Genomic DNA, 17,823 nt, shown 5'->3' with positions numbered 1-17,823 from the left:
TACTCATGGATAAAATCAAAGTAGCCATATTGGGATCAGGGAATATCGGAACAGATTTGATGTATAAAATCCTCAAGACGGACGGTGCGATGGAATTGGCTTTAATGGCCGGTATCGATCCGGAATCAGAAGGCTTGAAGCGTGCGGAAGAGCTTAATATCCCAACGACTGCCGAAGGCATAGAAGGTGTTCTGAATACTGAAGGCATCCGCATCGTTTTTGATGCCACCAGTGCAAAGGCTCACATAGCCCATGCGCCGCGATTGAAAGAAGCTGGCATCATCGCTGTCGACTTGACGCCGGCAGCAGTCGGACCATATGTGGTTCCAGCAATCAATCTCGGAGACCATTTGGAGCTGGATAATGTCAATATGATTTCCTGCAGCGGCCAGGCGACAACGCCGCTCGTCTGTGCGGTAAACCGGATAGCGCCTGTAAAATACAGCGAAATCATCGCAACGATTTCCAGTGTTTCCGTTGGCCCGGGAACCCGACAGAATCTTGATGAATTTACGATGACTACGGCCAATGCCTGCCAGAAAATCGGTGGAGCGGAAACAGCGCGTGCCATACCGGTCATTAACTCTGCGGAACCGCCGATCATGATGAATAATACGGTCTATGCAGTGCTTCAGGAAGAAACAGACGAAGCGGCAGTGGTTGCTTCGATTAATGAAGTCGTTGCTGAAGTCCAGCGTTATGTACCGGGATACCGGTTGAAAGGAAAACCGTATATCGACGTCCGCCACACGCCATGGGGCGAACTGCCAACTGTCATTATCATGAATGAAGTAGAAGGTGCCGGCGATTTCTTCCCGAACTATGCGGGGAATCTGGATATCATGACGGCAGCAGCCCAGCAGGTCGGGGAACAGTTTGCCAGCCATTTATTGAAGAAAGGAGGCGTGATTGCATGAAGACGCCAATCGTAACTGACACAACATTACGGGACGGCTCCCATGCAGTCAGCCATTCCTTTACTCCGGAGTTTGTAGGCCAAATCGTCAACCGTTTGGCAGAAGCCAAGGTGCCTGTCATTGAAGTCAGCCATGGCTCAGGTCTTGGAGGTTCTACGATCCAGCAGGGATTCTCGACTCATGACGAATGGCTGTTGATAGAACAGGCAGTCGCCAATAAGAAGGGTTCGAAGGTTGCATCGCTATTTGTACCGGGCATTGGCACGCGTCCGGAAATCCTAAAAGCCGCTGAATACGGAGTTGATATTTTGCGTGTCGCTGTGCATTGCACAGAAGCGGATGTTTCCCAACAATATTTTGAACAAGCGAAAAAGAGCGGGCTTGGCACGGTCGGATTTCTGATGATGAGCCATACCCAACCGCCCGAAGCATTGGCTAAGCAGGCAAAACTGATGGAAAGCTATGGCGCAGACTGTGTCTACGTGGTGGATTCCGCAGGAGCCTTGGTTCCCGAAAGCGTCCGTGAACGGGTTTCGGCATTAAAAGATGCTTTGTCCATTAACGTTGGCTTCCATGCCCATAATAACTTAGGGCTGGCTATAGGCAATACGGTTGCTGCATTAGAAGCGGGAGCTGACCAAATAGATGGAACACTGCGCGGGCTTGGCGCCGGCGTGGGCAATGCGCCGACTGAAGTATTGGTCGCGGTATTGAATAAAATGAAAATCGATACAGGCATCAACTTGACGATTCTGATGGATACAGCAGAAGAGCTAGTTGCACCCGTATTTCAATATCCGAACGTCATCGATCGGGATAACCTGGCGTCAGGCTATGCTGGAGTCTACAACAGCTTCCTGCTTCATGTGCGAGAAGCAGCTGCCCATTTCAATATCAATCCAGTAGCAATCATTGAAGAGTTGGGACGCCGCGGTGCAGTTGCTGGCCAGGAAGACTGGATTTTGGATGTAGCGCTTGAATTGCAGCAAAAAGAATTAGTTAAATGAAAAAGCGCCGTTGATGAGTTTTCGTTGACGGCTTTTTCCCTAGAAGAAAGGAGTGCAGATATGGTTGTTGTTGAACAGCTTGCAAATGAATTAATCAGAGCCGAACGAACAAAAACGCCCATTGCACCATTCACTGAACGATTTCCGGCGATTTCCTTGCCGGATGCCTATCAGATTCAACTGAATTATGTAGAACAGAAAAAAGCGCAGGGCGCACGTGTCGTCGGAAAGAAAATCGGTGCCACGAGCAAGGCGATCCAATCCATGTTCGGTGTCAATCAGCCGGATTATGGCCATCTATTCGACACGATGATGTACGCGGATGGGGACACGGTACCGCTCGAAAGCTTGTTGCAGCCAAAAGTGGAATGTGAAATCGCTTTTGTCCTGAAAAAAGATCTTGTTGGTCCGAATATCACAGCACTGGATGTTATCGAAGCGACGGATTACATCGTGCCTGCCATCGAAATCATCGACAGCCGCATTGAGGACTGGAAAATCCGTTTTGAAGACACGGTTTCAGATAACGGCTCTTCAGCTCTGGTGGTGATGGGGACAAAACCGACAAAACTCGAAGGGTTGGACCTCAGCTGTTTGGGAATGAACCTTTACCAGAATGGGAAATACCTTGAATCGGCTACCGGAGCTGCTGTACTCGGCAATCCGATTTATGCCATCGCTTGGCTGGCCAATGCCTTGTCGGAATACGAAGTTTCATTGTTTGCCGGTGAAATCATTTTGACGGGTGCTTTTACAGCCGCTCTTTCGATAGAGGACGGAGATACATTTACTGCTGAATTTGCTCACTTAGGTTCAGTATCTGCAAGTTTTTCGAATGGAGGCAATTTGAAATGAAAACAGCATCATTGGAAAAAGCAGTAGAAGATTTATTCCAGGCGGAAAAGAATGTCCGGACCTTGCCGCAATTTGCGACGGAATTTCCGGATTTTGACGAAGACAAAGCTTATGACGTCCAGGAGCTCCTGATCGATAAAAAATGCCGCGAAGAAGAGACCGGGATTTCCGGATGGAAACTTGGGCTGACGAGCAAAGCGAAGCAGCAGATGATGGGCGTCCATGAACCTTCATACGGCGTGCTATTGAAAAACATGAGCCTGGATGAGGGACAGACGCATTCGATCGACCGTTTTATCCACGGCAAGTTAGAACCTGAACTGGCTTTCATCTTTAAAGAAGATATTCAAGGCCCTCATATAACCGCAGCTCAAATCATTCAATCGACGGCCTATGTGCTGCCGGCATTTGAAGTGATCGATAGCCGCTTTGAAGCATTTAAATTCACCCTTCTTGATGCAGTGGCGGATAATTCATCTTCCTGCCGCTACATACTCGGCAATCAGATGCTGCCACCGGATGCTGTAGATATGAGCCTGACTGGAATCGTCTTCCGGAAAAATGGGGAAGTCATGGCAACCAGCACACTGGCTGCCGTCATGGGCAACCCGGCAAGTGCCATCGCCTGGATGGCCAATAAAATTGCCAAACGCGGCCAATTCATCAAAAAAGGCCAAGTTGTTTTGAGTGGGGCCATCACACAGGCGGTCCACATCGAACCGGGGGATCATTTCTCAGCTGCATTTGACGGCTTCGGAACCATTAATGTCAATTTCAAGGCGGGAGAGTGAAAACTATGCCATTTATCCAAGTCACGATTGCTGAAGGACGGGAACCTGAGAAGGTGGAACAGCTGATTTCTGGTCTTACGACGACCGTATCAGAAGTTTTGGATGCTCCAAAGGAAAATGTCCGGGTATTGATCACAGAAGTGCCAAAAACACATTGGGGAATTGCAGGCCAGTCTATTTCAAAAAGAAAAGAGGAATCGCGATGACTACAGTCGAAACAACAGTAAGGGAAGTTCAGCATTTCATCAACGGGAATTATGAGGCTTCATCTGACCAGCAGACATTCAAAGTCAAAAACCCAGCGACACAGGAAGTGATCGCCGTTGTTGCAGAAGCGACGGAACAGGACGTAGCAAAAGTATGTGCGGCTGCACGGGAAGCATTTGAAAACGGCCCTTGGCGTACGATGACTGTAGCGGAACGTTGTGCGAAAATCCGTCGCATGGCAGATATTATTTTGGAACGCAAAGAAGAAATTGCGCGTCTGGAAGCATTGGATGTCGGAAAACCATACAGCCATGCATTTGCAGCGGAAGTTCCGCGTGCAGCGCATAACTTGAAATTTTTCGCGGATTTTGTGGAACAGCAAGGCGGGGAAACCTATCCGATGGAAGAGGCGTACATCAACTACACGCGCCATGAGCCGGTAGGGGTTGCAGGACTGATCACGCCGTGGAACGCTCCTTTTATGCTGACGACTTGGAAACTTGGTCCTTGTTTGGCAGCTGGAAATACAGCCATCATCAAGCCTGCTGAAATGACGCCCTTGTCGGTTTCTTTACTGGGCGAAATTGCAAAACAAGCAGGCATTCCAGATGGTGTCGTCAATATTGTCCACGGTAAAGGCAGTGTTGTCGGAACGGCGATTACCAAAAATACCGATGTCGATTTGATTTCATTCACCGGCTCAACAGCGACTGGAAAAGCGATAATGCGCAATGGTGCCGATACGTTGAAAAAGTTTGCCTTTGAACTTGGCGGCAAAGCGGCTAATATTATCTTTGAAGACGCAGATTTGGATAAAGCGATTCCAGTTTCGATTCAAGCCGCTTTCCTGAATTCCGGACAAGTATGTCTTGCGGGTTCACGGATTCTGGTACAGCGTTCAATATTAGATACATTCATCGAAAAATACAAAGCTGCAGCAGAAGCATTAGTAGTAGGAGATCCGCAGGCAGCCGAAACGAAAATGGGACCGCTTGTCAGTGAAGAGCATTTCAATAAAGTGAAATCCTATTTGGAAATCGCCAAAGAAGAAGGGGCCACTTTGATCACGGGAGGCGGCACACCCGAACTGGCATCCCATTTAAAAGAAGGTTATTACCTTCAACCGACGGTTTATTTGCACGAAGATCCTAAGGCCCGCATTTGCCAGGAAGAAATTTTTGGTCCGATTGTAACGATTATTCCGTTCGATACGGAAGAAGAAGCATTGCGGATTGCGAACGATACAGATTATGGATTGAACGGCGTGATCTGGACAGAGAACTTGAAACGGGCTCACCGCATCTCCCATGGCGTAAGAGCAGGCACAATCTGGGTCAACTGCTGGTTTGTACGTGATTTGCGTGCGCCATTCGGTGGTTTCAAAAAGAGTGGAATTGGTCGCGAGGGTGGACAACACAGTCTGGATTTCTTCACGGAAGCGAAAAACATCTGCATTGCTTTAAACTGAAGGGTGGAAAAGTGAATGGGACAAGAACTGACTTCTAACCGCGAACCGTTGAGAACGATGGGGAGTGAACAATCTCAGAGACTTCAAAAACGTGATTCAGTAGCATTGCCGCTGTCAGCTTTTTCAGCTTGGCAAAAGCAATTGGTTAAAATGCTTGGCATAGCAACCGTTAAAAAGAACTTCTTTCAGTTTGGCTGGTCACAGGGTGTCGAAGTGGCGCAGACTGTCAGCCGACGAGAGGATTTGGACTTGATTTCTCAAATGCTTCAAGGGGCTGAACTGCATGAAGCGTTGGGACAGGCAAATGTATTTATTGACGTCAAGAAGGTTGAAATTGTTGGGAATGAAGTGGTTTCTGTCCTGTTCAAAGGCCGATGGACCGATTCTTTCGAAGCAGACCAGTATATAAAAGAAGATACAACCGCTGTAAAACCTACGTGCTATATGCTTTGTGGGTTTGCCAGCGGTTATATCTCTACACTGGTAGACAAAGATGTATTTTTTAAAGAGCATGCCTGTCAAGCAAGTGGAGATGCCGCCTGCCACTGGGAAGGGAAATTGCTCGAGCACTGGGATCCGAAAGAATATGAACACTTAATGGGCGCGGATATTGAAGAAGAGATTCTTCCTTATACTAGGCTTGAAGAAGAACGTAACCGCCTGCAGATGGTTATTGATATTCATAACGAACTGACAGATGAGCTTATTCGGTCGAATAGTTTAGAAAACCTGTTAAGTATTTTAAAAAAATACATTTCACACCCCATCATCATTGAGAACCAGAAAGGCCAAATCACGGAATATGAAAACATCACCCTGGAAGAGGCAACTGTCCTGCAGGTACCTTTTCACCGGCGTTTGAAGGAATGGCCGATTCACAAAACAGATTTATTTCAATTCGAAGATACTAGCCGGTTAACGGCTCCAATATATATACAAAACCAGATTGCCGGCTATTGTTCATTTATCTATGGGCCGGGCGTTCAGCCTAAGGAAGAAATAGACCGGATGATTCTTGGCAGGCTGACATCGATCAGTACGTTGGTTCATTTAAACAATAGAAATATCATGGAAGCCAATGCGCGGACGAAAGGTATTTTGTTCGAGAAAATGCTGACGGATGGTTTCGAATCGAAAGAGCAGATTATACGGGAGTTGAACTTGCTGAATATCGATGTGTCGGGTGATTATCATATCGCTTATTTAGCACTTGGCTACAACGAATTCAATAAAGAGGACAATTTATCGATTTTCACAAATATCTATGAGGAAGTGGTGCAGTTTTTCCAGGAGCGCAGCTATGAAGTGCTGCAGGTTCAGCGGGCAAACGGGATTCTGTGCTTTATTCCGGAGTCAGCTGATCATGCCTTGATGGAAAATGGGCCGACCCTCTTCTATGAGCGCATTAAACGCGCCTATCCGAAAATCCAATGCCATGTCGGTGTCAGTTCTACGTCCAATGACCTTAGCTGCGTGACCGATCAAATGCAGGAAGCGATGACAGCAGCCAGGTTTACGACAACCTGTCAGCCGACGATGAATTTCAAGGAGTTGGGGATTCTTGGCATTCTTGTGCATTCGCAGGAAGAAAAAGCGATACGCAAAATCGCTGAACTTCAATTAGGTGAACTTTACGGGACTTCCGAGCAGCAACTCGATTATATGCAGACACTTTACGAATTCCTGATGAATGGCGGCAATTTGGAGATTACTTCTGCTAAGCTGCAATTGTCAGTGAGCGGCTTGCGCTACCGCATCAACCGGATTGGTGAAATCATAGAAGTGGATCTGCGTGATTCCGAAAAGCAATTCGATCTGCTGCTGGCTTTGAAGGCATTGAAGGTGATTGGGGAGTTTTAGGCAAACTTTATTTCAGGTAAGAGTTGGAACTATTTAATGATCAAAACAACTATTCTTATATATTCAGAAAAAATCCACTGAAGAAAAAGCTTGGCTTTTTCTTCAGTGGATTTCTTGTTTCCTATTCTTTTTCCGTCAAGAACGTAATGACCAAAAACAGCAGGAACGCCAGCAATAGCAAGCTTCCGCCTACGATGAAAAAGATCATGACGAAGGTTTCATTCCAATTGAATGGATTCAGGTTATACAACCACATGCCACTTGTCAATGTAAAGGCGCCGACCATGCCGAGTATGCTGTGGATGGCGACAAGTTTTTTGAACTTGATTGTATAAACCCGGTAGAAGATGCCCCATGCAAATACTGACAGCCAGCCGACGAGCAAGATGTGGGCATGGATTGGACGCAGGCTGTAATCCATTTCTCCAGCCATTTGTGAACCAAGAAACGTGCCGAACAAGCCAAAAATGGCTGAAAAGCGTATTAAACGAAGACTCCAAGTTTTTTCCATAATAAAACCTCCAACTTAGTATTGTGTGGGAACGGGATGCGGGAAGGACAGGATAAATTCACTTCCTGTGCCTAGCCGGCTATTAACCCGAATGGTGCCATGGTGCAAGGTGACGATTTGGTGCACAATCGACAGACCCAGTCCGGTGCTGTCTTTTTTGCGTGCGGCATCGACACGGTAGAAGCGGTCGAACAACTGGGGCAAGGCGTCTTCCGGAATGCCTTGGCCGCTGTCTTTAAATGTAACGGTGATGCCGGTATCGTCCGACTGCAGGATGATTTCGATGCTGCCGCCAGATTTATTGTATTTGATGGCGTTGGTCAACAAGTTGTCCCAGACATTATCAAGCAGTTCGGCATCGCCGCGGAAACGTGTTGGAGCGAGCTGGTAAGACAGGTTGATGTCTTCTTCTTCAAGCCGCCAGCGGTATTTCCGGACGACGCCTCTCAATTGTTCATCCAGCTGGAACTCTTTTGTTTTCATCGGATAAGCACCTTGGTCGAGCGATGTCAGCAGCAGCAATTGGCGTGTCAGGCTGGACAACCGCTTGGCTTCCTGGTCGATGATGGACGTATAGGCAAGGCGATCTTCATCGGAAAGCCCCGGTGACTTCAACAGATCCGCGTAGCCCTGGATGTTCATCAACGGCGATTGGAAATCATGTGATACGTTGCTGATGAACGATTTACGCGCCAAGTCGTTGTGCTGCAATTGTTTCTGCATCAAATTGAAGCTTTCAGAAAGCTGGCCGATTTCATCATTGCGCCGAATATCAAGCGGAAAGCTGTAGTTCTCGCGGGCAATATGTTTGGTCGCTTCTGTCAGCTGGACAATCGGCCGCGTCAATTGCCGCGCCATCCAAATCATGCCGATGATGCTGACAAGTGCAATTGCCACTACAAAGCCGATTAGGACAGAATGGATATCCGTCGACACCAGCTTGGTATCGGGACGGATGAACAGGCCATAAGGTTCACCGTTTCTTTCAAACGGCACGCCGACTGTATTGTGCAGTTTATTGGTGAAGTGGCCGATCATGAAAATGTCATCTGTGAAATTGTCCAGTCCCGTATAGACTTCATTTTCCGACAGAACAAGACCGGCCTGTTCAGGAAACGCCGTATCGTCAAACGGTTTTCCGAAAAACTGCATCTCTCCGGAACTGTCGACTAGCGCAATCTGGTAGCCGAGCTTTGCGACTGCCTGCAGGTAATTGGTGAAACTTTCATCCGAATACGGCACGTTTTGTACGGTGCTGATAATTTCTTCGGCAATGGCCACGTTTTGTTCGATCGTTTCATCTTTAGTGACCGTCACATAGAAGATATTGGCGATGGAAAACCCAATGAGGATGCTGATGGCCAGAATGAACAGCGTAGCGACAGTGAATTGCCGGTACAAAGTTTTCATTTTGAAGCCTCCAGCTTATAGCCGATTCCACGCAATGTGTGGATTTCAACATCAGCTCCGTAACGCTTGAGGCGGTCCCGGATCCGGTTGATGTGGGTATTCAAAGTCATTTCGCTGCCTTCGTGTTCTTCGCCCCAGACATAATCCATCAGCAATCCGCGGGGAGTGGCCAGATTGACGCGCGAAACCAGCAGCGACAGCAACTCGAATTCCTTCAGCGGCAAAATCAGTGTTTCTTTGCCGATGGTCACTTCGAAGTTCCGGCGATTGATCGATAGGTTTCCGGCCTGCAGATTCTCCTGGACAGAACGCTCCGAGCGGCGCAGGACAACGGCGACGCGAAACAGCAATTCCTTCGGTTCGAAAGGCTTGACCATGTAATCCTCGGTTCCGGACAGGAAGCCTTTTTCCTTATCCTCGAGCTGGCCTTTTGCTGTCAAGAGAATCACGGGAATATTGAGGTCCTGGGTCAGGATACGGGTCAGCTGAAACCCGTCCATGCCCGGCATCATAACGTCGACGATGGCCAGGTCAACAAGTTGGTCCTCAAGCAGCAGCAAGGCCTGTTCTGCATCATTTGCTTTAAAGACGGTATAGCCTTCTTTGCTGAGGTGAATTGCGACCAGCTGCTGGATATAAACATCATCGTCCACGACGAGTATTTTCATGCGGATTCCTCCCATTCAATCAGAAAGCCCGGCACATGGGTGGCCGGACTTTCCACTCTCTATATTATGCAGGGTTTACTTGTCTTTTTCAAAAAACAATATCAAAGCTGGAAGAAGCATGCCGCGCACCAGGAAAGTATCAATCAAGATTCCGATTGAAACCATGAAACCGAATACGAACAAATCAGCGATTGGCATAGTAGTCAATGCGGCAAAAGTGGCGGCCAGGATGATGCCGGCAGAAGAGATGACACCGCCTGTATGGCTGATGGCGATTTCCAGGGCTTTTTTGACTTTGTGTGATTTCCGTTCTTCGATAAAGCGTGAAACCAGGATAATGTTATAGTCAATGCCAAGTGCTACCAGGAAGATAAACGCATATACCGGTACACGTGTACTGATGGCCTCATAGCCGAACAACACATCGACCAGGAAAATTCCCAAGCCGAGCGCCGACAAGTAAGAAAGCAAAATCGTCGCCATCATATAGATCGGCATTTTCCAAGAGCGGGTCAGGACGAACAGCAATACCAAAATCAATAAGGTTTCAAGTACAACAATTTTGTAGATATCGCTATTGTTGACTTCCCGTTCATCAACGAGTTTCGGTGTAATGCCGCCGAAATGCGTGTCTCCGTCAATGGACGCACGATCAAGCAAAGCGCCGCTGTCGTTCCGCAGTTGTTCCACGAAATCAAGGGCTTCTGTCGAATACGGATTCATCGATAAGGCAATGTTGTATTTCACTGCTTCGCCATTATCAGTTTGGCCGGACAAACGGGCAGAAGCAATTTCGCCATAAGCAGTCAGCTCTTCAGAAAGAGCGGCTGCGGCTTCTTCTGTAATCGGCTCATCCCCAACAACCAATAGGGTGGAAGGCGCAATTTCGCCTTTGTCGAATTTCTGTTCAACAATTTCATAACCGACACGAGAAGGCATGTCTTCCGGGAATGATTTCACTGTATCGAATTCAAACTCCAGATTCACAATATTCAATGCTGAAACAATCATCAGAACGGCGACAAGTCCGCCGGAAATCAAAGGTTTGTTGACGACGAATTTCGCAACAGGTCCCCAGATTCCGTGTTTCACTTCTGAGGATTGGCCATATTTCGGCACTTTCGGCCAAAATGCTTTGCGGCCGAATAACGTGAATAAAGCCGGAATCAGCGTAATCGAAGCAATCATGATAACGAAAACAGCCGTACCGAAAATCGGTGCAAAATTTGCATAGTCACGGAAGTCTGCAAAGAACAGCACAAGCATGGCTGCAAGAACAGTACCGCCAGCGAAGAACACCGGTTCACCCGTTGCCCGCATGGCATGTTTCATGGCTTCGTGTTTGCTTTCGTAATGGTTCAATTCCTCACGGAAGCGTGAGAAAACGAACAGCGAGTAATCGATTACAGCCGCAAACAGCAGGATGCTCATGATCGAAGTCGTTTGGCTGGTCAGTTCCAATCCGCCAGAGCCCATGAAGGCAAGCGTCTGGTTAACCACCTGATAGACGATCACTGTCGCCAGAAGTGGAATGAATGCGAGTAGCGGCGAGCGGTAGATGACGATCAACAGTACAAGAATGATCAGGACTGTTGCAATCAACAACACAAAATCCGCTTCTTCAAACAATTTGACGGTATCGCCTGCAATGCCGGCAGGACCGGTAACGTAGAATTCCATCGAACCGGAATCAGCTGCGATGTCGCTGCCGATTTCAGAAGCTTCGTCATTGATTTCCGCAAAGTCGGCACTGCCGAGCCCTGCTTCAAGTGACATTGGAATAATCATTGTTGTATTGTCTTCGGAATAAAAACCTTCCAAAGCAGGAGGTGGCAATTGGCTTATGTCGACAATTGAGTCGATGCCTTTAATGTTTGCCTCTGTAATGCCTGTCAGAATTTCTTGGACAGTTTCGGGATTGACATCGCCTTCGCTGTTATGGAAAACGAGAATGCCAGGCGTTCCTTGGTCGTTCGGGAAATATTCTTTCAGTTTCTGGTCCGCGATAATTGATTGTGCATCATCGGGCAGTGATTGGAAATTGGCCACTTTGTAATCATTGAGTCTCGGTCCCATGCTGAGTGCAATCATTAGGACAAGCCAGACGATGATGGTGATCCACATGCCTTTTTTGGTCGATACCCAATCAGTGATTGGATTCAGGAATCTGTTCATTGCTTATTTCTCCTCTCTCTATAACATTTCTGATTTATCATAAAGGATGAATATAAATTGAATATCAATTTTTGATGGCAGAGATTTGAACAATAGAATTGTGTGTGTGCCAGGCACGCACACAATTGCATTCATGTACGAAAAAAAGACGGTGCGAGTAACTAGTCAAGTTACCTGCAACGTCTTTTCATATATGTTTACATCTTGATGGTAATGCGTTTTGTCATCAGGCGCGTGGAAATCAGCAAGACGGCAACCAAAATGAGTGAACCGGTGATGGCTAAAGCTGGTCCAGCTTCTGCAGGAATATAAGGTACCCAAGGAATAATGGAACTCAATCCACTGTCTCCAAGGAAATAGCCATTGAGGCTGAGAGCAGCAACCGCAATTCCGACGAAAACAAAGCCGATGATCCAGCCAAAGCGGTAATAGCCGAGTCCAATCAGCCAACCGATCAAGTAATAAGTGAAAGCGTTGATAAAAAACGTGACGGTGGCCGAAAGCCATCCGGATGACGGATAGAACGCGCCGACACCATCTGTGCCAATGGGCAGTGCAGCGAAGCCTGAAATAAAGTGCTCAATGCCGTTGACAGCGAGCGGCACTAAAGTGACAGCCGCCGCCAATGCAAGTGCGGATAAAACGGTACCCATATACAAATCCTTGCGTGTGATGCCTTGCTGCACATAGTAGCCAAGAAAGCCATAGGCTGCGATAATCCCGCAGACCAGCATGAAGATCGCTACAGAATAGCTTGAAAAGGCGAAGAAGGGATCAACGCTGGCATCGTTTCTGACTACGATGAACATGCCGATGATGTGTGCGGCAATCAAAAATGAGAAAAACCAAATCGCCCATTTAAACTGTTCGTAAAAGAGGTCGAAAGCAACTTTTGGATACAATTTTAATTGTTTCATCTTAATGCGCCTCCTCTGTTAAGTGGATGAACAGGTCCTGCAGCGGCACTGGGCCGATTTCAAGGCCTTGTTCCCGTGCGGCGAGTTGGTTCTGTTCAGTCAGCGTACCGTAAACCATAACTGATTTCGTGCCGCCCAGCCTTTGTTCGTTCAAAACTTTCATGCCGGCGACAAAATCATCAACCTGATCGGCTGCTCCTGTAATCGAAGCACCTTGAGCAGAAAGGGTTTCATATTCCTCGTTCAGCAAGAGGTTTCCTTGATCGATGATGACGACCTTATCGAAAAGGTAATCCATTTCCGACACCAGATGAGTGGAAAGAATGAAGGTCCGCGGATATTCTGCCTGGTCCGCTAGAATTTCCTCATAGAAGATTTGGCGTGCCGGTGCATCCATTCCCAGATAGGCTTCATCGAAAATTGTCACGGGCGTGCGGCTCGCAAGTCCGATGACCACATTCAACGCTGACTGCATGCCTTTGGATAATTTATGGGCAGGCTTGTCGAGCGGCAGTTTAAAGCGCTTCAGTAAATGGTTGGCGTAATCTTTGTCGTAGTTTGGGCGATACCTTTCCGGAAATTCAAGCAAAGCAGGAATCTTTTCGTATTCGTCTGCATAGTCCTTTTCATAAATGAACGAAATCTGCTGCATCTTCTCTGGATTTTCAAAGACTGGTTCACCATCAATCTCTATTTGGCCGGTTGTCGGTTCACGGAAAGCCGCGAGCAAAGACAGAAGGGAAGTCTTGCCAGCACCGTTGCGCCCGATGAGGCCGTGGATCTTGCCAACTTCCAGCGCCAGTGAAATGTCCTTTAATGCTTCAAATTTCCCGAATTTCAACGTGACATTTTTCATCTCTATTTTGGCAGCCATCATCCTTCACTCCCTTTCGTGTTTTTGATCAGGTCAATAATTTCTTGTTGGGAAATGCCAAGCTTCTTTGCTTCCTGAATGAGACTCCTGACGTAATTGTCGACAAATGCTTCTTTGCGCTGTCCGACCAATGTCTGTTTTGCTCCTTCTGCTACAAACATCCCAATCCCTCTCTTCTTAAATAAGATTCCTTCTTCCACCAGCTGGTTGATCCCTTTTGAGACAGTCGCATGATTGATCTTATAAAAATTGACGAGCTGATTGGTCGATGGTGCCTGATCTCCTTCTTTCAGCTGATCATTGACAATTTGGTCTTCAATCAATTCACGGACCTGCAAAAAAATCGGTTTACTCGAATCAAACGCATTGCTCACTGAAAACACCTCCTGAACCCTTCTGGTTGTACGGTTATATACTTATGTGTATAACCATATATCCGCTTGACTTATTTGTCAATTATTTTGTGTCATTTTTAAAACAATAGAACGAAATAAAAAGGTGTTGCACAAGCTGCTTTTCGCAGTTCAGGCAACACCTTTTGTTTACACTATTCCTGCATCTTAAAAATAACTAGTTATTTTCAGTTCTTCACAATCTGGTCGCCAAGCTTTTCCTTGCTCATCATAAACGCGACAATGAGCGCCAGAACAGCAGGGACGATCGCCCATAGGAATGTGCTCGCAATGGAAGAAGAAAGGGCATCCGTCAATTGGGCTGACAGTTCGGCAGGAATATTGGCACGTCCTTCAGCAGACAATAGGGCACGGGAGTCTCCAGTAAAGCTGGCAGCTCCGGCTCCAAAATTTTCGGTCATATTACGCGTGAACGCATGGCTTTGGATAATCCCGAAAATGGTGATGCCGATGGTCATCCCGAATGTACGCAGGAAGCTGACGGTGGAAGTTGCGGCACCGCGTTTGCGTACTGAAAACGGATGGATGGCGGCTGATGGCAGCACGGAGAAGGATGCGCCAATGCCAAGTCCGGCAAGAATCATAAAGAAGACCACCAGGAATCGTGATGTATCAATCGATAAAGTGGCAAGCAAAATCATGCCGACTGTCAGTAGAGCGAGTGTCGGAATCAAGAATGAGCGATAAGCGAACTTGGCCATCAAGGCGCCGCCGATCGAAGCACTGACAACCGAGCCGACCATCATCGGCAACAGAACGAGTCCGGAGTTCGTCGCATTCCCTCCTTGAACCCCTTGGATATAGAACGGGATGTAAACCGAAGCCGTGATGAAAGCAGCACCGCTGAAAATCGAAATGAGGCCACTTGTCGCAAAGAGGCGTTCTTTGAACATGCTGAAATCGATGACCGGTTCATCAGCGCGACGTTCTGCAATGATGAAGATGATGGCGAGTACAGCAAAGCCGGCGAATAAACCGAAGCTTTGAGGAGATACCCACGCAAATTCCTTGCCGCCCAGTTCCACTGCAAACATCAGGCAGACAACTGCGCCGACAAGTGTAGCAGCACCGAGCCAGTCGATTTTTTGTTCGGCGTGTTCGAGTGATTCTTTATAGAAGAAAGCCACCATTACGAAAGCAATCAAGCCAAGTGGGATGTTGATATAGAAAATCCAGGTCCAGTTGATGTATTCCGTGATATAAGCACCCAGCAGCGGACCAAAGACACTGGAAATCCCAAAGACAGCACCGAACATGCCGCTCATTTTGCCGCGTTGTTTCAACGGCACGACGTCAAACATGATTGTAAATGCAATCGGCATGAGCGCTCCGCCACCGATTCCTTGAATCGCACGGTAGATGATCAATTCATTGATGGTATCGGCTGTACCGCAAAGCACGGAACCGATCATAAAGACCAGTAACCCGAAAATGAAAAACCGCTTGCGTCCATACATGTCGGAAAGTTTGCCGAAAATTGGCATCCCGGCCATTTGTGCGACCAGATAAGCGGAAGTGACCCAGACGAATTTATCGACACCGCCCAGTTCCCCAACGATTGAAGGGAGCGCCGTCGTGACGATCGTGTTGTCCATGGATGCCACTAAAATCGCCAGCAGCAATCCCCCAATAACTACTTTAATATTGCTTTGCCCTTTATTGTTCATTTTTTCGCCTTCCATTTCTTTCAATTTAATTTTGGATGTTCATATCATAATCCTATAGAATAAAGAAAACCAAATTTGAAGGCTCGAATTTGTACCAAACTCGAAAGTTTTTTTGAGTTTTTATGATTAAGGCCTGCTTTGTATAAGTCCTTGGTTCTTTTGTTCTGTCTGGTTTTTATCTTTTAGAGCCAGCATATTCTGGTGATTGCGCAATTTATTGATTGTGGACCACTTTAACTCTGTAAAACGAAGCGCCTCTATCTTAAGAGGCGTTTTTATTTTGCTTAGGTGAGTTTAAAGAATGGTAAAATTTTAGTAGTGAAAAATAAGTGAAACGTTTTGAAGTGCCGCTGTCTCTAATTAATAAAGGGAGGATGAGGTGGATGCAGCACGATGAGGACATGATTGCAGCAGCAATTCGAGGCGATCGCTTAGCGCTTCAGAAATTATTGAAATTAGAAAAAGAGAAATTATACCGCATGGCCTATACATATGTGAAAAACGAAGATGAGGCGTTGGAAGTTTTTCAGCAGACTGTTCTTCAGGCCATTGAGTCAATCCATCAATTAAAGAATCCGGCTTACTTCTCGACTTGGTTAACACGCATCTGTATCAACAAAGCTCTGACAGCTTTGAAGAAAAACAAAAAGCTCGTTGTAATGGATAAAGTGGAAGAACAAGTACTGGAGATGGATTCCTCTGCAGATATAGCTCAGCAATTGGATGTGGCAAATGCCTTGGGTTTATTGTCGGAGAAATACAAGACGGCGCTGATGCTGCGGTATTACCAGGATTTTTCTGTAAAACAAATAGCGGAAGTAATGAACTGTGCGGAAGGATCGGTAAAGACGCTTATTCACCGGGGGCTGGCATTGCTGAAAAAGAATTTGAAGGGAGTGTATGCAGATGAACGGCAAAGAGATTTCAATTAAGAAAGCGATGGAACAGATCGATGTGCCGGAAGATCGTTTGGATGCAATCATTGAACAGGCATTCTTTGAAACTTCTGCTGCTAAAAAGAAGAAACAGCGTAGATGGCTGGCGCCGGCTGTCGCAGCCTCAGTCCTTTTTATCGGCAGTTCTGCTGCAGTTCTGACAGCCTCACCAGTACTTGCCAACTACATGGCGCAGATCCCAGTCATCGGCAATGTGTTCGCCATCTTTTCAGAGGAAGAGAGAGGGTTGTTGGAATATGAGCGCTTCAGTGAAGATGTGGGGTTGTCGCAAACAAGCAATGGCATTACAATTTCCATTGAACAGGCGGTGTACGATGGAACAAAAGTGACGTTCACATATACAGTTGAATCAGATCAAAAACTGGATTCTTCAGCGCATTTAACGGGATCTCCAATCTTACTTGAAGCAGAAGGGCCCACTGGCGGCATGGAATGGGAGCCGGTGGAAGGCGGAATTGCGGGTATTGCAGAAATCCTCCATCTTGATGAGGAGGCAAAACAGGTCAATGTCCAGTGGGAGCCTGTAAGCCTCTATACTGAACATGGGGAAATTGTGGGAGACTGGAAATTTGAGTTCGCGGTGGCGCAGCTGAAAAACTTAGAGCCTCTTATTTTAGATCAGAAAGTGAGCAATAACGGCGTCTCTGTGCACTTCGATAAAGTGACTTTTACAGACATCTCAGTAAATATTGCCTACCAGCAATTAGTGGAACCATCATTACTGCAGGACTGGCAGTATGTAGAAGCTGAACTGCTTGCCCAGGACGATTTGGGAAATGTTTATCCCGTTCCCTATAATGGCGGAACTACGCCAGGAGGTTCGCGAACAGCAGAAGATTTGGAATGGACAGCCACCGTTCGAGGATTGTCGCCAGAAGCGAAAACGCTGACCTTTTATCCGTTTGCGCACATCAGCAGGGTGGCTGAAGAAGGAGAACCAGATGCGAAGCGCATTGAATTTGATGCAGTAGAGATAGATTTGGTTGAAAGAACCCACTCTCTAATCGAAAATCCGGTATTCCCTGAATTGGAAGAAAAACAGGAGTGAAATCAGAACGAAACCCGCATCTGCCTGATCGGTAAGAGCGGGATTTATTTCATTGAAGCGACTGATATCGGTGAAATAC

The 17,823-nt window shown here is 47.0% G+C and carries 17 protein-coding genes; 9 read left to right on the top strand and 8 right to left on the bottom strand.

All coding sequences use genetic code 11. The annotated features are described in order from the left end of the window. Window positions 1–5 precede the first annotated feature (5 nt). The 7 genes from H9630_RS14630 to H9630_RS14600 are packed head-to-tail and all read left to right on the top strand — an operon-like array spanning window position 6 to window position 7,105. A complete protein-coding gene (locus H9630_RS14630) occupies window positions 6–917 on the top strand; it encodes an acetaldehyde dehydrogenase (acetylating) (protein ID WP_191716229.1) in 912 nt (303 codons plus the stop codon). Further along, on the top strand, window positions 914–1,924 hold the full coding sequence (gene dmpG, locus H9630_RS14625) for a 4-hydroxy-2-oxovalerate aldolase (RefSeq protein WP_191716228.1): 1,011 nt from the start codon (window positions 914–916) through the stop codon (window positions 1,922–1,924). The genes H9630_RS14630 and dmpG overlap by 4 nt, the downstream gene beginning before the upstream one ends. Before the next feature lie 60 nt (window positions 1,925–1,984). After that, on the top strand, window positions 1,985–2,779 hold the full coding sequence (locus tag H9630_RS14620; protein ID WP_191716227.1) for a 2-keto-4-pentenoate hydratase: 795 nt from the start codon (window positions 1,985–1,987) through the stop codon (window positions 2,777–2,779). Further along, the gene (locus H9630_RS14615; RefSeq protein ID WP_191716226.1) at window positions 2,776–3,570 is read left to right on the top strand and encodes a 2-keto-4-pentenoate hydratase; all 795 of its coding nucleotides are present in this window, start codon (window positions 2,776–2,778) and stop codon (window positions 3,568–3,570) included. Before H9630_RS14620 ends, H9630_RS14615 begins: the two co-directional genes overlap by 4 nt. A 5-nt stretch (window positions 3,571–3,575) precedes the next feature. Beyond that, a complete protein-coding gene (locus H9630_RS14610) occupies window positions 3,576–3,776 on the top strand; it encodes a 4-oxalocrotonate tautomerase (RefSeq protein ID WP_191716225.1) in 201 nt (66 codons plus the stop codon). Beyond that, a complete protein-coding gene (locus tag H9630_RS14605) occupies window positions 3,773–5,245 on the top strand; it encodes an aldehyde dehydrogenase (protein WP_191716224.1) in 1,473 nt (490 codons plus the stop codon). The genes H9630_RS14610 and H9630_RS14605 overlap by 4 nt, the downstream gene beginning before the upstream one ends. Window positions 5,246–5,260: 15 nt before the next feature. Further along, window positions 5,261–7,105: a helix-turn-helix domain-containing protein gene (locus H9630_RS14600; protein WP_191716223.1), complete on the top strand. Its 1,845-nt coding sequence runs from the start codon at window positions 5,261–5,263 to the stop codon at window positions 7,103–7,105. A 121-nt stretch (window positions 7,106–7,226) separates the two neighbouring features. Here the strand turns inward: H9630_RS14600 and H9630_RS14595 are convergent, their stop codons facing one another. The 8 genes from H9630_RS14595 to H9630_RS14560 all read right to left on the bottom strand — a co-directional run bounded on the left by H9630_RS14595 (window position 7,227) and on the right by H9630_RS14560 (window position 15,740). Continuing rightward, window positions 7,227–7,616 (bottom strand): hypothetical protein, encoded by a 390-nt coding sequence (locus H9630_RS14595; protein WP_191716222.1) that lies wholly within the window; start codon window positions 7,614–7,616, stop codon window positions 7,227–7,229. Window positions 7,617–7,631: 15 nt separating this feature from the next. After that, window positions 7,632–9,026: a sensor histidine kinase gene (locus H9630_RS14590; protein ID WP_191716221.1), complete on the bottom strand. Its 1,395-nt coding sequence runs from the start codon at window positions 9,024–9,026 to the stop codon at window positions 7,632–7,634. Next, the gene (locus H9630_RS14585) at window positions 9,023–9,694 is read right to left on the bottom strand and encodes a response regulator transcription factor (protein ID WP_191716220.1); all 672 of its coding nucleotides are present in this window, start codon (window positions 9,692–9,694) and stop codon (window positions 9,023–9,025) included. The genes H9630_RS14590 and H9630_RS14585 overlap by 4 nt, the downstream gene beginning before the upstream one ends. Window positions 9,695–9,769: 75 nt before the next feature. Further along, complete coding sequence (locus tag H9630_RS14580) at window positions 9,770–11,869, bottom strand: MMPL family transporter (protein WP_191716219.1); 2,100 nt, start codon at window positions 11,867–11,869, stop codon at window positions 9,770–9,772. Between the two features lie 197 nt (window positions 11,870–12,066). Next, the gene (locus H9630_RS14575) at window positions 12,067–12,786 is read right to left on the bottom strand and encodes a hypothetical protein (protein WP_191716218.1); all 720 of its coding nucleotides are present in this window, start codon (window positions 12,784–12,786) and stop codon (window positions 12,067–12,069) included. Window position 12,787: 1 nt separating this feature from the next. After that, window positions 12,788–13,642: an ATP-binding cassette domain-containing protein gene (locus H9630_RS14570; RefSeq protein WP_404825537.1), complete on the bottom strand. Its 855-nt coding sequence runs from the start codon at window positions 13,640–13,642 to the stop codon at window positions 12,788–12,790. A 17-nt stretch (window positions 13,643–13,659) separates the two neighbouring features. Continuing rightward, entirely contained in the window at window positions 13,660–14,034 is a 375-nt protein-coding gene (locus H9630_RS14565) for a GntR family transcriptional regulator (RefSeq protein WP_191716217.1), read from the bottom strand. Window positions 14,035–14,240: 206 nt separating this feature from the next. Continuing rightward, the gene (locus H9630_RS14560) at window positions 14,241–15,740 is read right to left on the bottom strand and encodes an MDR family MFS transporter (protein ID WP_191716216.1); all 1,500 of its coding nucleotides are present in this window, start codon (window positions 15,738–15,740) and stop codon (window positions 14,241–14,243) included. 383 nt (window positions 15,741–16,123) lie between these two features. Between H9630_RS14560 and H9630_RS14555 the strand changes: the two genes are divergently transcribed. Further along, window positions 16,124–16,672, top strand: coding sequence for a sigma-70 family RNA polymerase sigma factor (locus H9630_RS14555; protein ID WP_191716215.1), 549 nt, complete (start codon window positions 16,124–16,126; stop codon window positions 16,670–16,672). Next, window positions 16,647–17,744, top strand: a complete 1,098-nt coding sequence (locus tag H9630_RS14550) for a DUF4179 domain-containing protein (RefSeq protein WP_191716214.1) — start codon at window positions 16,647–16,649, stop codon at window positions 17,742–17,744. The genes H9630_RS14555 and H9630_RS14550 overlap by 26 nt, the downstream gene beginning before the upstream one ends. Window positions 17,745–17,823: the final 79 nt, after the last annotated feature.

The organism is Planococcus wigleyi, from assembly GCF_014836985.1.
GTDB classification, from domain to species: domain Bacteria; phylum Bacillota; class Bacilli; order Bacillales_A; family Planococcaceae; genus Planococcus; species Planococcus notacanthi.
Note: the sequence above shows the minus strand (reverse complement) of the source record. Positions and strands in the feature narration are given on the sequence as shown.